Consider the following 14,856-nt stretch of genomic DNA (forward strand, 5'->3'; position numbering starts at 1 on the left):
CTCAAAATGGACGTGGAGGAAAGCGTAAGACTTCTGTTAAAGAAGCAGCATCCCGTGAAGCGTCAACCCCGTTCAGCGACCACCCTAAAAAAGTGGCGTGGTGAGGAATCGCCGTCCGTTTTACGGCGGCGAGGATGTCAACATAATGTCCATAGCTGGTGTAATATGCTCTGATGACCAATCTTCTAACAAATGATTTAAATCATATTCTTGCCCATACTAAAACCCTCTGGGAAGAATTGCGGGGACAACGAATATTTATTACCGGAGGTACAGGCTTTTTTGGCTGTTGGTTATTAGAAAGTTTTATCTGGGCTAATGATCAGCTAGACTTAAAAGCATCGGCGGTTGTTTTAACCAGAAATCCTGATAGTTTCAGGCAAAAAGCTCCTCATTTAGCCAATCATCCCGCTATTCAATTCCATTGCGGTGATGTTAGGTCATTTGAGTTTCCTGAAGGGGAGTTTTCTTATGTCATTCATGGTGCCACTGAAGCTAGTGCCAAACTAAATCAAGAAGATCCCTTATTGATGTTTGATACGATTATCGAGGGAACAAGACATACTTTAGAATTTGCTAAATTCTGTCAGGCTAAAAAGTTCTTATTAACCAGTTCCGGTGCCGTTTATGGCAAACAACCCCCTGAGATAACCCATGTTTCCGAAGATTATTTAGGCTCTCCTGATTTAACTAATCCGGGTTATGCTTATGCCGAAGGAAAACGGGCAGCAGAAATGCTCTGCACCCTTTATGCTAAACAACATGGCTTAGAAACGAAAATTGCTCGTTGCTTTGCCTTTGTCGGTCCCTATTTGCCACTGGATACCCATTTTGCCATTGGTAATTTTATTTTAGATGGTCTAATGGGGGGGTCAATTCTCGTCAGGGGGGATGGTACTCCTTATCGTTCTTATCTCTACGCAGCAGATTTGGCGATTTGGCTGTGGACAATTTTGTTTAAGGGGAAATCATGCTACCCTTATAATGTCGGTTCAGATGAGGACTTAACTATCGCTGAATTAGCAAAAGTTGTTGCCAGTACATTTGCATCAAAAGTTGAGGTAGTTATAGCTAAAGAACCTATCCCCGGTAAACCTGCTGAACGTTACGTTCCTTCAGTAAAGCGAGCGTTTTCTGCACTACAACTTAAACCCTTAATTCCCTTAAGAGACTCAATCATCCGAACGGCTAGTTATAATTCATCAAAATTTTAGGACTTACACCATGAATAAGAAAAAATCAATTCGCAAATGTCCAATTTGTCAAGAAGAAAATGGGGAGATTCTTCACACACAAAAATTTGTTTTACCTGAAGGTCATCCCCTCTCAAATGGATATGATATACTATGTTGTGATCGCTGTGGTTTCGTCTATGCTGATACAACAGTAAGTCAGAAAGATTATGATATTTTTTACGCCAAATTATCCAAATACGAGGACAAAAAAACCGCTACAGGAGGGGGGGAGTCTCCCTATGATGCCGCACGACTTCAAAAAACGGCTGAATGTATTGCTGGATTTTTACCAGATAAGAGCGTTCGCATTTTAGATATTGGCTGTGCTAATGGTGGTTTATTAGGCTATCTTAAAAAACTAGGATATAACAATTTATGTGGTTTAGATCCATCTCCGGCTTGTGTTGAGAATACAAAACAGCTTTACGGAATAGAAGCTTATGCTGGTTCTATTTTTACGCCTCCTCAAGATTTGGGAGATTTTGATGTTGTCATTCTTTCTCATGTGTTAGAGCATATACAGGATCTGAAATTTTCTGTAAAATTAATAGAACAATTGATAAAAGTAGGGGGATATCTATATGTAGAAGTTCCCAATGCCTCCGGATATGTTGATCATGTTTTTGCCCCTTTTCAAGATTTTAATACTGAACATATTAATCATTTTTATCATCCCCATTTGTCAAATTTATTAATTCAATTTGGATTGACCAATAAGTTAATCGGCGAAAAAGTGTTTGATGTCTCTCCGGGGATGTCTTATCCAGCCATTTATAGCTTTTGGCAGAAGCAAGAGTCTAATTCATCTGAATTGGTAATTTATCCTGATAAAATGCTCAAAGAAAGAATACTGCTTTATATTGAAAGCTCCAAAAAAATTATGACTGATATAGATATTAAATTACAGTCAGTGTTAGAGGATGCTGCCGATGTTATTGTTTGGGGAACGGGACAATTAGCCATGAAATTGCTGGCCGAAACTTCACTGGCAAAAGCCAATATAGTTGCTTTTGTTGATGGAAATCCCATTAATCAAGGTAGTGTTATTTCAGGGGTTACGGTGCTATCACCTCATCAAATTCAATTAAGAGAGATGAGACAGCCGATTATTATAACTTCAATTTTATCTCAAGAAGCTATTTACAATGCTATCCAAAAAATGCAGCTGCCTAACCCGGTTATTTTATTGAAATAATAATTAAATTATAGTGAGGTAAAAATAATGCTCCGTACCCTATTGATACTAAAATTGAGCTATCAACTATAATGATGTCAACCAAATTAGCGAATCTAAGAGCGAAACCCTGATGAGAGTTGCCGACTATATTGCCCAAACCCTTGTAGAACATGGCATCCATGATGTTTTTTTGCTTACCGGTGGTGGGGCGATGCACCTGAATGATGCTTTCGGGCGCTGTCCAGGACTATCCTACACCTGTTGTCACCACGAACAAGCTTGTGCTATGGCCGCTGAAAGCTACTATCGCTTGACAAACCGCCTCGCCGCTCTCAATGTAACCACAGGACCGGGGGGAACTAATGCCATTACCGGAGTCTATGGAGCGTGGACAGATTCTATTGGGATGATTGTTATTTCTGGACAGGTGAAATGGGAAACCGTAGTCAGAAGTACAGACTTACCCCTCAGACAATTGGGGGATCAGGAAATTGATATTGTTAAATTGGTGGAACCGATCACCAAATACGCGGTGATGGTGACAGAGCCCCAGTCAATTCGCTACCATCTCGAAAGAGCGTTACATCTGGCTCAATCTGGCCGTCCCGGTCCTTGCTGGTTGGATATCCCGATGAATGTTCAAGGAGCTAAGATTGATCCCACATCTCTACCGGGCTACGACCCTAAAGAAGATGCCATCAACTATACTACCACCAATCTAGCAGCCACCTGTGAACAAGTTATCAACCGACTGAAAACCGCCGAGCGCCCAGTTATCTATGCTGGCTCTGGCATTCGCTTAGGGAGAGCTTATGAAGACTTCTTGCGTTTAGTGAATGCTTGGAAAATCCCCGTAGTTACAGCTTGGAACGCTCACGATCTGATCTGGAACGATCATCCTTACTATATTGGTAGGCCAGGCACGGTCGGCGATCGCCCTGGCAATTTTGCGGTTCAAAATTCTGATTTCCTGTTAGTTTTAGGTTGCCGGCTCAATATCCGCCAAGTGAGCTACAATTGGGAAAACTTTGCTCGGGAAGCCGATAAAATTATTGTAGATATTGACGAGTCAGAACTGAAAAAGCCAACACTCAAGCCGGATCTACCTATTCACGCCGATATAGCCGACTTTTTGGCGCATTTACTGCAACAGGAAGTTGAGCCAACACAACATCATCAGCAATGGCTAGACTGGTGTTTGATTCGTAAGGAAAAATATCCTACTGTCTTACCCGAATATTGGCTAACACAAGGGGCAGTTAACCCTTATTGCTTTGCCCAAGCACTCTTTAAGGAACTCCCTGCGGATGAAATCGTGGTGACAGGTGATGGAACCGCCTGTGTGACGACATTTCAAGCGGCATCAATCAAAGAGGGACAGCGCCTCTATACTAACTCTGGTTGTGCCTCCATGGGATACGATCTACCCGCGGCGATTGGGGCCTGTATTGCCAGTGGTAAGCGGCGAGTGATTTGTATTGCCGGGGATGGCAGCATTCAATTGAACCTACAAGAATTACAAACCCTAGTGGGATATCAACTGCCGATCAAGATTTTTGTCCTCAATAATCAAGGCTATCACTCGATTCGTCAAACTCAGCAGAATTTCTTTGCCGATAATATTGTCGGTTGTGGACCGGAAAGTGGCGTGACCTTTCCCAGTTTTGAAAAGTTAGCGGCGGCCTATGGGATTCCTTACCGACTTTGCCGAGAACACGCAACTATGCGGGAAGCTATTCAAGAAACCATTGAAGGAGAAGGTTCTCAAATCTGTGAGGTGTTTTTAGATCTCAATCAACCCTTTGCTCCTAAACTCTCCTCCCGTCGCTTGGATGATGGGCGCATGGTATCTTCTCCCTTAGAAGATTTATCCCCTTTCCTAGATCGGGATGAATTTATGAGTAATATGATTGTTGCACCGATAACCGAATAGGTTATACTCTTTCAAAGTTCAAACTTAAAACTGGCTAATCAAGGAGCAGGAAAACTATGAACTCGATGGAAAAACGAATGGCGGAACTTTTATTGGAATTAAAGGAGAACTATAACGTTTGTGGAGTCAAGGCCGAATTTGAAGCGGAAGGCACCCGCATGGAAGAAGCAATGCGCCTCAAAGAGGTTAGTCTTACAGCCGGCTTGGGTTTAAACTTAAAAATTGGTGGCTGTGAGGCCATCAAAGATATGTTTGATGCTACTAGCTTAGGGGCTGAACGGGTAATTGCTCCCATGGTAGAAACGGCCTACGCCTTGAAAAAATACCTGAATGCGATCAACATTGGCTTTGGCAGTGATCACAAAGAAGATGTAGAATTTCTGATTAACTTAGAAACGATTACAGCTTTCAAAAACTTTGATGAAATGTTATCCTTGCCCGAAATCAAGTCTTTAAGTGGGGTGGTGATTGGACGAGTTGACTTGTCTGGTTCTATGGGATTGACTCGTGAAGATATTAATAGCGATCAAGTCCTAGATATTGCCTTGAAAATTGCTGAAAAAGCGAAATCAGCGGGGTTAAAAGTGGTTGTAGGCGGTGGGGTTTCCGTTCATTCATTACCTTTCTTTAAAGCCTTTCCTGAAGGACATCTTGATCGCTTTGAAACCCGAAAGGTTGTCTTCCGTTGTCCGGAAGCCATCAATAACCCAGAGGAGGCTTTTTTGAAGGCGGTTGAATTTGAGCTTATGTGGCTGAAAAATAAAAAGAATTACTATGGGGCAATTCATCGGGAGGATGATGCTCGCTTAGAAATGATGGAAGAGCGCTATCGTAATTCAATTAATAAGTTAATCTATGGCAAATCTAACAAAGCATCATAAAGCCTTGATTACTGGGGGTTCTCGCGGACTTGGGGCTGCCATGTCCTCATTATTGGAAGACCAAGGCGTTGAAGTAATTGCCCCAAACCGAGATGTCTTGGATCTTTCCCACATGGAGTCCATTGCCGCTTATGTCGCTTCTGAGCAAGGGGCGGGTTTTGACATAATCATCAATAATGCTGGGATTAATCTTCTCAATGAACTTACCCATGTCCAAGATGAGGACTGGCAAATTATGCTTCAGGTGAATTTGACTGCCCCGATGGCCCTAATTAGAGGGTTCTCTCCCTATATGAAAGCCCAAAAGTGGGGAAGGATAGTCAATATAAGCTCTATCTTTAGTTTAGTCACCAGAGAAAACCGCTCTGCTTACTCGGCAACTAAAGCAGGGTTAAACGGTTTGACCCGAACTGCGGCAGTGGAATTGGCTCCCCATGGCATTCTCGTAAATGCTGTTTGTCCGGGGTATGTGGAAACCGAGTTAACCTTTGTCAATAATTCCCCTGAACAGTTAGCGGCAATTACTGCTACCATCCCCTTACAACGTCTTGCCCAACCCCATGAAATTGCCAAGCTAGTTAGTTTTTTGTGTTCGGAAGAAAATACCTATCTCACTGGACAAACTCTAGTAATTGATGGCGGCTTCACCTGTAAATAAACCCTGATTTTAAGGTCCTTGAGTTATGCTGGAAATCCAAAGTCAATTTCACCCCTACTGTGTTGAAGTCAAGGAAGGCTTAAAAGATGCTTTAACACAAGCTGTTAAAGACAAGACCGTTTTTACTTTAGTTGATAGTAACGTTTTCCACCTGTACTCACAGCCAATAGAAGAAGTTTTGTCTGATCGCCCTCTCTTAAAAATAGAGGCTACAGAAGAACAAAAATCTTTTGAACAACTCACCCCAATTTTTTTAAAACTCTTAGAATTAGGTTTTAGGAAAGACTGTACCTTGCTAGTAATTGGAGGTGGAGTTATTCAAGATATTGGCTGTTTTATAGCTTCCGTTTTATTTAGGGGGATTAAATGGATATTAATTCCTACTACCTTATTGGCTCAATGTGATAGTTGTATTGGCAGTAAAAGCTCTATCAATATTCAAAACTTCAAAAACCAGATCGGTACATTTTATCCTCCCCATGAGATTATTCTTGTTTTTTCTGTGCTGAAGACCTTACCTTCTGATGAGATTCGCTCTGGATTAGGAGAAATTATCAAGCTAAATTTACTAGCTGGTAAATCTGAAGTTGAACAAATGAAAATCAATCTTCAAAAACTATCATCAGATTTTTTAGAAATTCAAAATCTAATTATAGATGCTCTAAATATCAAGAAACGTTACATTGAGCGGGATGAGTTTGACAAGGGAATTAGAAATATTTTAAATTATGGGCATACTTTCGGACACGCTTATGAATCGGCCACTAACTATAAAATTCCTCATGGAATTGCTGTCACGTTAGGGATGCTTACGGCTACTTTCTTTTCAGAAAAACTGGGAATGGTAGATCAGGGATATTTCTATGATTTGCAAGAGTTTTTGAAACCTTATTATGAGCCTTATAACCAGGAGTTAACCTCTAATATTTTAGAGCTTATTTTAGGAGCAATTAAACTGGACAAGAAAAATACCGGAAGATCAATTAACTGCATCCTAACACGAGGAGAAGGTAAAATGGAAAAAGTTTCGCTAGAGTTAGATAATCAAGTGCGACCTCTACTCAATGAATTTCTGAAAGTTATCTCTTGAAATTCGGAAGTAATAATCAGTTAATTAAATATTAGGGGGGATGAATTTGTAAAATGTATCTTATTAAAAAAAATAAACTTGTCGGTATTGTCAAAAAACATAAATTTGCCAGATTTTTGTTAGTTGGTAAATACCCTTTTTGGTTATTTTCTCTATGGTACGCTAATCTTAATTGGACTGGATTATAAGTATGCTGTATTGCTGGTTACTATTCTGGGAGTTTTATTTAACTTTCAAACCACAGGAAGACTGGTTTTGGGGTTGAGTTAATCCATGACAAATACCACAAATCATAAAGCACTGATTACAGGAGGTTCTCGCGGCATTGGAGCAGCTATAGCCTCAGTAATAGAGAGTCAGGTAATTCAGATTATCGCCCCTAAACGCTCAAAAAAAGTAAGAATTGGAGGACAAACAGCATGGTAATGGTTAGAATGCAAGTCTCCTTAGAGTCTTTAATCGAGGCAATTGCTACCCTTGATTTAGGAGTGAAACGAAAACTTATGGAAATTATAGAAGATCAGATTTTTGAATCAGAAGAAAAGTCCATGGAAAATGATCCAGAGGTGTTAGCTGAAGTAGAGGAAGCACGAAAAGCTTATCAGATAGGCGACTATCAAACTATTCAAGAATATATCACTAATCAATCTGAACAAGCTTCATGAATTACGAAGTCATCATCCCTAAACCTGTGCAGAAGCAGTTGAAAAGCTTTCCAGATGATGTGCAAACTCGCCTGAACGAAAAAATCCTTCTGCTGACTGACGAACCCCGTCCTTCGGGAGTTAAAAAGTTGAAAGGCTATGCCAATGAATATCGTCTTAGGGTAGGTGATTATCGAGTTCGCCACCTATGGTATTCTAGTTAATGCAGTCTGTCTAGGTTATGTGGGGACGGAGCTAACTTTTGCTAACAACTCACCTGAGCAGTTGGCGGGAATTGCCGCTTCCATTCCCCTCCAGTGCCTAGCCCAACCTGATGAAATCGCCAAATTAGTTGTTTTTCTGTGTTCGCAAGACAATACCTACCTCACCGGACAAAGTATAATTATTGATGGAGGATTTACCTGTAAATAAAATCCAAATTATCATAACATATAAAAAATCGCAACTGTCTATTGGAGATAAATCGTAAAATGTATCTTCTTAAAAAGCATAAATTTGTCGCCATTGTCAAAAAACATAAATTTGCCAGATTTTTTTTAGTTGGCGTACTAAATACCCTTTTTGGTTATTTTCTCTATGGTACACTAATCTTAATTGGACTGGATTATAAGTATGCTGTATTGCTGGCTACTATTCTGGGAGTTTTATTTAACTTTCAAACCACAGGAAGACTGGTTTTTGGCAGCAAAAACAACAAATTGATTTTTCGTTTTGTCTTAGTTTATGTGGCAACTTTTCTGTTGAATGTTGAAGCTCTGAGAGTTGTCGACGCAATGAATATAAATATCGAACAGAAAACCAAAATGCTTATTGCTGGTGCTATCTTGCTGTTGCCGATGGCTGTCCTTTCTTTTGTTTTGATGAAACTATTTGTTTTTAGAGAAGGATCACAATGAAAAAAATTACTGTAATGACCCCTTGTTATAATGAAGAAGGAAATGTCGAGGATCTTTACCTACGAGTTAAAGAGGTTTTCAATCAGTTACCTAGCTATGAGTATGAACATCTTTTTATTGATAACGCTTCTCACGACAAAACTGTTGATATACTGAGAAATATTGCTCAAAAAGACCCCGGGGTCAAGGTCATCGTTAATGCGAGAAATTTCGGTCCCGTTCGTTCTGGTTACTATGGTATTCTTCAGTGTTACGGGGATGCCGTTATTCCAATTGTAGCAGATCTGCAAGATCCTCCCGAATTAATCCTAGAATTTGTCAAGAAATGGGAAGAAGGCTATAAAGTTGTTAAAGCGGTTAAAGCTCCGGTAAGAGAAGGAGCTTTTTTCTATTTTGCTAGACAAATTTTTTATTCTTTAATGGACAATCTTTCAGATATAAAAGTGACTAGAAACTTTACAGGTTTCGGGTTATACGATCAGAAAGTCATCAATGTTCTACGAGAGATTAACGATCCCTATCCCTATTTTAGGGGACTCATCGAAGAGTTAGGTTTTGAAAGTTTCTCTTTTGAGTATCAACAACAACGGCGAAAACGGGGTATTAGTAGTTACAACTTCTATCGATACTATAGCGAGGCGATGCTGGGTATTACCAGTCACTCCCAAGTTCCCCTCAGACTGGCGACCATGTTAGGCTTTGCTTTGTCCCTCTTGAGTCTGGTAGTGGCGTTAGGTTATTTAATCGCCAAATTGTTGTTCTGGGATTATTTTCCTTTAGGAACCGCACCAATCATGGTCGGACTATTTTTACTCGCTTCTGTGCAACTATTTTTTATCGGCATTATCGGGGAATATATTGGCTTAATGCACATGAGAATTTTAAAAAGGCCTTTAGTTGTCGAACGAGAACGGATTAACTTTGAGTGAAGACTGTAGGCTCTTCGTTACTTGGTATGATTCGATCAGGGGGCATAAATCGACTAAATCCTTATCCGGCAAGAGACTTAATTGATTAGCTCGTTCTAGATCGAAAACAATTGGCAAAAATCGAAGCAATGTCTTTCTATATAAGGGTTTCATCCCTTATAACCACCCTCTATTGCATAACACAAACCGAAGAACCAGACTGTATTTGTTATACTAACTTAATCTTCCAGAACAATATAGTATGGTAATGGTTGGAATGCAAGTTTACCTTAAAAGAAAAAATACTTGTAGATTGATCCCCAAAGAGTGAAAAAATGGTAAATAACCAAATTGATTTACGGTGGTGGCTACTTAGTAACTTGGCAAATGTTCAATCTTTGTCAATTATTTACAGAATATCGGTAATAGTCACTTTTATTATCTTCATTTTTTTAGCTTTTTCTCCTCTCATATTCCTGAGAACTCCCACGAGTAAGCTCCAGAAATTTTTATTGTCAAATCTAATATTTATTACATCTTTAGTGACTTTTATTTTGGCAGCACGCTGGCCAGGTTTCTTGCCACCAATGCTAAACCCCGATGAGGCACTATTTACCGCAGGTGCAATAAAACTGTTGAAAGATCCAGTTTTCTGGCGTGCGGTAGATACAGGTTCATCTGGACCTCTCAATGTTTATCCTCTGACTCTACCAGCTTTTTTCGGGTTCAGAATTGAATATGCTAGTAGTCGAGTGATCGGCTTAATCATGATAATTGCTGCTATTGTTTGTCTTTATTATGCTTTATCCACTCTCTACGATAAGAGCCTTTCTCGCCTAGCAATAGTTCCCGTTGTTACAACTGTCGCCTTAATGACATTTTTTGACTATGTGCATTATACAAGTGAACATTTTTCGGTTGCAATATTAAGTGTGGCTTTGTTAATCGTTTGTAAATATTATGCTGGTAATTCATCTAATCCTAATCACCTGATATTTGCCTTGGGTTTTATCCTGGGAACTACTCCTTTTGCAAAAATTCAGTCAGTTCCTATAGCTTTCTCAATTGCTTGTATATTTTTGCACATCCTCTGGCTAAAAAGCATCGCAAGAGGTCAATTTATCAGGAGTTTTGCTGCTTTCTTTCTTGGGGGAATGTTGTTCTCGGCTTTAGTCCTACTATATCTAACAATTTTCTCAATATATGATGCTTTCTGGAAATCTTATATACAACAGAATTTATTGATTTATTCTAGCCATGGTTTAATGGGAGACGTAAATCAACTAAGCTTTTTCGGAAAAATCAACATATTTCTTCGGATGTTAAGGGGAGTGCAAGATACACAGAGATTATTTTTATTAACAGCAATTGTCTTGATATTAGGAGTACCATTTTTAATAATAAAGCGTGTTTCCTTAAGCCAAAATCAAGAAAAGTCCAAGACATTTTGCTTTGTCTATTACAGTTTATTTATTTTGGTTGCATCGAGTTACTCAGTTATTAGACCAGGGAACGGGTTTACTCATTATTTGCTGTTTCTAATCATACCTAGTGGATTTCTCATCGGCGTTTTTATGGGTGAACTGGCACAAGTCTTACAAGTGTCAAAATTAACTCGTTCAAACTTAAAGTTCTCTCTCTTAACAGGTGTCATTTTGATTACAGTTGCTAGTAGTTTTTTAGAATTTGCCACAACGATAAAATCAGATAATGTTTACCTTAATAATCGCAGAAGATTTGCTAAAAATTATCTTAGTCCCATTGCAGAAACTATTCTCAAGTATGCTTCTCCTGGTGAATCTATGGCTGTCTGGGGATGGGCATCAGAGTTATATGTTGACACGGGACTTATGCAAGCAACAAGGTCCGGTGTGATCGGGCCACTTAAATACTCTCCCCTACAGCAATATTTTTTCAAACAGTATGCAGACGATCTGATTAATTCTAATGCTAAGTTATTTGTTGATGCTGTAGCTCCAAGAATGTTTTTCTTTACCGATAGAGAAACTCAGGGACACGAAGTTTTTCCTGAAATTGCTAGGGTTATCAAGGAAAATTATCGGCTAGTTGATGAAGTTCAAGGAGTTCGTATTTATCTTAAAAAATAATCCTACGCTGTCTTACCTCTTGTTCTTGGTTAAACAACCACTGAAGTGGTTACTACTAACCTGGAAGCTTGTAAACCAGATTTGATGACCGAATAAATATAGAATCTTTTCGCTAATTGTCTTGGAGAGATGGGTTAGTTATAATGACAAGTCGAGGATTTTCTGACGGAACTCTACTGGATAGGATTTCATTCGTTGTGCAATTTGGCTATCGTTAACGTTATACCTTATATTTAACGTCAGTTCAGCTTAAGGGGATTTCGTCAGGACTCGGACGAGAGAATGAGGGTTTTAGCCTACGGCAGAATCAGGATTGTAGCTTATCCCGAACTCGGGTTATTTAATGAGAAAGGCTATAATTTAACGAATAATCTCTTTTAACCAAACGTTTACGGGTAATTAAAGGAGAGTTTACCAGTCATTAATCCTTGAACTCTAGGGTAGTAAAGGCATCTTCATCGCTACAGTATGAGTAACGCTACCTTTACAGAAAATTTTAACACTTTTACTCGTTCGGGATTCGCCCCGATTCCGAGTCTAGGTCAGCTAGATTCCGACCTTTGGATTATTTCCGGTCTTTCCGATGGCAGTATAACCTATGGGGACACCCGTACTTCTTCAGGAGATTTTGCCAGAGGACAGACATCTAACCCCGTCACCACTGGGGGAGTTTATGCTTTCAGCATCGCTTCGGGAAATAATGCTTTTGGGGTACAACCCACAGCAGATGATTTTACCCCCGGCGCTATCACCCTACGCTTACAGAATGTCACTAATAGCCTAGTGGATTCGATTACTCTTTCCTATATCATCCGCTTTCGCAACGACCAAAACCGGGCCAATTCTCTCAATTTTTCCTACTCTGGGGACGGAAATAGTTTTACTCCTTTTAGTAGTTTAGACTTTACCACCCCGGGGAGTTCCGATAGCTTGGGTTGGCAGTCGGTAACTCGTTCTATTACCCTTTCTAGATTAAGTATCGCCGCTAATAGTAATTTTTTCCTACGTTGGACGGGGGATGATGTTAGTGGTAGCGGTGGTCGCGATGAATACGCAATTGATGATATTGCCGTGACTGGTTTAGCCGCTCCCGGTACAGTTGTTCCGCCCACTCCTACCCTCGTAAAAATCCATGAAATTCAAGGTACGGGTTTAGTCAGTCCAATTTTAAATCAATTGGTGACTGTAGAAGCGATCGTGGTGGGAGATTTCCAGGGTAATACGGGATTAAGTGGTTTTTATCTCCAGGAGGAAGATAGCGACAGCGATAGTAATCCTCTGACTTCGGAAGGTTTATTTATTTTTGAAGGCAATATCCCGATTATTAACGTTACTATCGGCGATAAAGTTAGGATTACAGGAACAGTTAGTGAATTTGGTAACGCGGGGGTATCTTTAACCCAACTGAGCAGCATCACAGAAGCGTTAATTATTTCTAATAATAATCCCTTACCCACGGCCGCCACTATTAGCAATCTCTCGGCAGCCAATGCTCAACCGCAAGTTTTAGAAGCTTTTGAAGGAATGCGGACAACTTTCGCCGAAACTCTCTCCTTAACCGAATATTTCCAACTTGGTCGTTTTGGTAGTGTGGTTTTATCCTCTGGGGGACGTTTACAGCAACCCACTAACGTTACCAATCCGGGGACAGATGCCAATACTTTACAAGCGAGCAATAATCTGCGACGAATTACCCTGGATGATGGCAGTAATCTCACTTTTCCGACGACTTTATTCGGACGTGGTGGCAATCCCCTCAGTAGCAGTAATATTTTACGGGCCGGGGACGCAGTAACGGGATTAACCGGAGTTTTAGACCAACGTTTCGGAGTCTATCGCGTCCAGAATAACCAAGGTGTGGACTTCCAAGCGGTGAATAATCGCTCAGAAACGCCCACTAATGTGGGGGGTAGGCTAAAAATTGCCAGTTATAACGTCCTTAATTACTTTACCACCATCGCCGATGGCACTAATAATGCCCGGGGTGCCAACAGTATCAACGAATTTCAGCGTCAAGAGGAGAAATTAGTCACGGCGCTTATCGGTCTTGATGCCGATGTTTTCGGGTTGATAGAATTGGAAAATAACGGCGATGGGGCGATATCTAAGCTTGTTAACGCTTTAAATGCCGTTGCAGGTGCAGGAACCTACGCTTTTATCCCCACAGGTAAAATTGGCACCGATGCGATTAAGGTGGGAATCATCTACAAACCCGCTCAAGTTACCCCTGTAGGTGATTTTAAGATCTTAGACAGTAGCGTTGATCCTCGTTTCGATGATACTCGCAATCGTCCCGCCCTAGCACAAGCCTTCCAAGAAGTCAATACCGGTGCCAAATTTAATTTAGTCGTCAATCACCTAAAATCAAAAGGTCAATCGGGCTTAACTAATACAAGTGATCCTAACTTCGATCAAGGGGATGGCCAGGGTTTCTGGAATGCCAGTCGCACCAATGCGGCCTTAGCCTTAAAGGATTGGATAGCCACGGATCCCACTAATAGCGGTGATAGGGATTATTTAATTATCGGGGATTTCAATGCCTACGCCCAAGAATATCCAATTCGAGCACTCGAATCAGCAGGATATACGAATTTAGTGGGTCAATTTGTGGGTATTAACGCTTATTCCTACGTTTTCGATGGACAAGCTGGTTATCTCGACCATGCTCTGGCTAATGCTAGTTTAGCCTCCCAGGTAACGGGAGTGACGGAATGGCACATTAACGCTGATGAACCTAGTGTTTTCGACTACGATGACAATATCGTTGACCCCGGGGAAAATCCCTCCAATCCTCCCTTAAACCCTTCTGCACTCTACCAAATTAATCCCTATCGTACCAGTGACCATGATCCCGTTTTAATTGGTTTAAATTTAACCACTCCCCAACCCTTTAAACTGCAATTATTCCATTTTTCCGACAACGAAGGTGGAATTTCAGCCCTTGATGATGCCCCGCGCATGAGTGCGGTGTTAAATGCTTTGCGACAGCAGGACATCGATAATGACGGTGTAGCTGGTTTTGCCAATACCCTCACCCTTGCGTCTGGAGATGCCTACATTCCGGGGCTATTTTTCGGGGCCAGCGAACAGGTATTCGGGGCAGTTGGCCGCGGCGATATCCAGATTCTCAACAATTTGGGAGTACAAGCGAACGCTTTTGGTAATCATCGAAAATTTTGGGTCTGAAACCCCGTCGTTCTACGACGGCTTTACTGTTAAATACTAGCGCATTTACCAAATATATGCTAAAATGTGAGACATGGAAAAAGCCTACTCGTTTCGATTTTACCCCACACCAGAACAAG

General features: G+C 40.7%; 15 protein-coding genes. All 15 read left to right on the forward strand.

What is annotated here, in order from left to right; all coding sequences use genetic code 11:
* The first annotated feature begins 173 nt into the window (after window positions 1–173).
* Window positions 174–1,214: an NAD-dependent epimerase/dehydratase family protein gene (locus IM322_RS17415; RefSeq protein ID WP_287675539.1), complete on the forward strand. Its 1,041-nt coding sequence runs from the start codon at window positions 174–176 to the stop codon at window positions 1,212–1,214.
* Window positions 1,215–1,224: 10 nt separating this feature from the next.
* The gene (locus IM322_RS17420; RefSeq protein ID WP_287675540.1) at window positions 1,225–2,430 is read left to right on the forward strand and encodes a class I SAM-dependent methyltransferase; all 1,206 of its coding nucleotides are present in this window, start codon (window positions 1,225–1,227) and stop codon (window positions 2,428–2,430) included.
* Between the two features lie 112 nt (window positions 2,431–2,542).
* Window positions 2,543–4,345 carry a thiamine pyrophosphate-binding protein gene (locus tag IM322_RS17425; protein WP_287675541.1) on the forward strand — a complete coding sequence of 601 codons (1,803 nt, stop codon included), beginning with the start codon at window positions 2,543–2,545 and terminating at the stop codon, window positions 4,343–4,345.
* Between the two features lie 56 nt (window positions 4,346–4,401).
* Window positions 4,402–5,226, forward strand: coding sequence for an aldolase/citrate lyase family protein (locus IM322_RS17430; RefSeq protein WP_286826020.1), 825 nt, complete (start codon window positions 4,402–4,404; stop codon window positions 5,224–5,226).
* Window positions 5,201–5,884: an SDR family NAD(P)-dependent oxidoreductase gene (locus IM322_RS17435; protein ID WP_286826021.1), complete on the forward strand. Its 684-nt coding sequence runs from the start codon at window positions 5,201–5,203 to the stop codon at window positions 5,882–5,884. Before IM322_RS17430 ends, IM322_RS17435 begins: the two co-directional genes overlap by 26 nt.
* 25 nt (window positions 5,885–5,909) lie before the next feature.
* Window positions 5,910–6,974: an AroB-related putative sugar phosphate phospholyase (cyclizing) gene (locus IM322_RS17440; RefSeq protein ID WP_286826022.1), complete on the forward strand. Its 1,065-nt coding sequence runs from the start codon at window positions 5,910–5,912 to the stop codon at window positions 6,972–6,974.
* Window positions 6,975–7,247: 273 nt separating this feature from the next.
* Window positions 7,248–7,400 (forward strand): hypothetical protein, encoded by a 153-nt coding sequence (locus tag IM322_RS17445; RefSeq protein WP_286826023.1) that lies wholly within the window; start codon window positions 7,248–7,250, stop codon window positions 7,398–7,400.
* On the forward strand, window positions 7,394–7,639 hold the full coding sequence (locus IM322_RS17450) for a hypothetical protein (protein ID WP_286826024.1): 246 nt from the start codon (window positions 7,394–7,396) through the stop codon (window positions 7,637–7,639). The genes IM322_RS17445 and IM322_RS17450 overlap by 7 nt, the downstream gene beginning before the upstream one ends.
* On the forward strand, window positions 7,636–7,842 hold the full coding sequence (locus IM322_RS17455) for a type II toxin-antitoxin system RelE family toxin (RefSeq protein WP_286826025.1): 207 nt from the start codon (window positions 7,636–7,638) through the stop codon (window positions 7,840–7,842). Before IM322_RS17450 ends, IM322_RS17455 begins: the two co-directional genes overlap by 4 nt.
* Complete coding sequence (locus IM322_RS17460; protein ID WP_287675542.1) at window positions 7,805–8,050, forward strand: SDR family NAD(P)-dependent oxidoreductase; 246 nt, start codon at window positions 7,805–7,807, stop codon at window positions 8,048–8,050. Before IM322_RS17455 ends, IM322_RS17460 begins: the two co-directional genes overlap by 38 nt.
* Window positions 8,051–8,109: 59 nt before the next feature.
* On the forward strand, window positions 8,110–8,535 hold the full coding sequence (locus IM322_RS17465) for a GtrA family protein (RefSeq protein WP_287675543.1): 426 nt from the start codon (window positions 8,110–8,112) through the stop codon (window positions 8,533–8,535).
* On the forward strand, window positions 8,532–9,464 hold the full coding sequence (locus IM322_RS17470; RefSeq protein ID WP_287675544.1) for a glycosyltransferase family 2 protein: 933 nt from the start codon (window positions 8,532–8,534) through the stop codon (window positions 9,462–9,464). The genes IM322_RS17465 and IM322_RS17470 overlap by 4 nt, the downstream gene beginning before the upstream one ends.
* Window positions 9,465–9,778: 314 nt before the next feature.
* The gene (locus tag IM322_RS17480) at window positions 9,779–11,551 is read left to right on the forward strand and encodes a hypothetical protein (protein ID WP_287675545.1); all 1,773 of its coding nucleotides are present in this window, start codon (window positions 9,779–9,781) and stop codon (window positions 11,549–11,551) included.
* Window positions 11,552–12,019: 468 nt separating this feature from the next.
* Window positions 12,020–14,737: an ExeM/NucH family extracellular endonuclease gene (locus IM322_RS17485; RefSeq protein ID WP_287675546.1), complete on the forward strand. Its 2,718-nt coding sequence runs from the start codon at window positions 12,020–12,022 to the stop codon at window positions 14,735–14,737.
* 73 nt (window positions 14,738–14,810) lie between these two features.
* Window positions 14,811–14,856, forward strand: a 46-nt coding sequence (locus IM322_RS23450; protein ID WP_353737100.1) for a helix-turn-helix domain-containing protein, incomplete at its 3' end; no start/stop codon positions are given.

The organism is Microcystis sp. M109S1 (assembly GCF_020247025.1).
In the GTDB taxonomy this organism is placed as follows: Bacteria; Cyanobacteriota; Cyanobacteriia; order Cyanobacteriales; family Microcystaceae; genus Microcystis.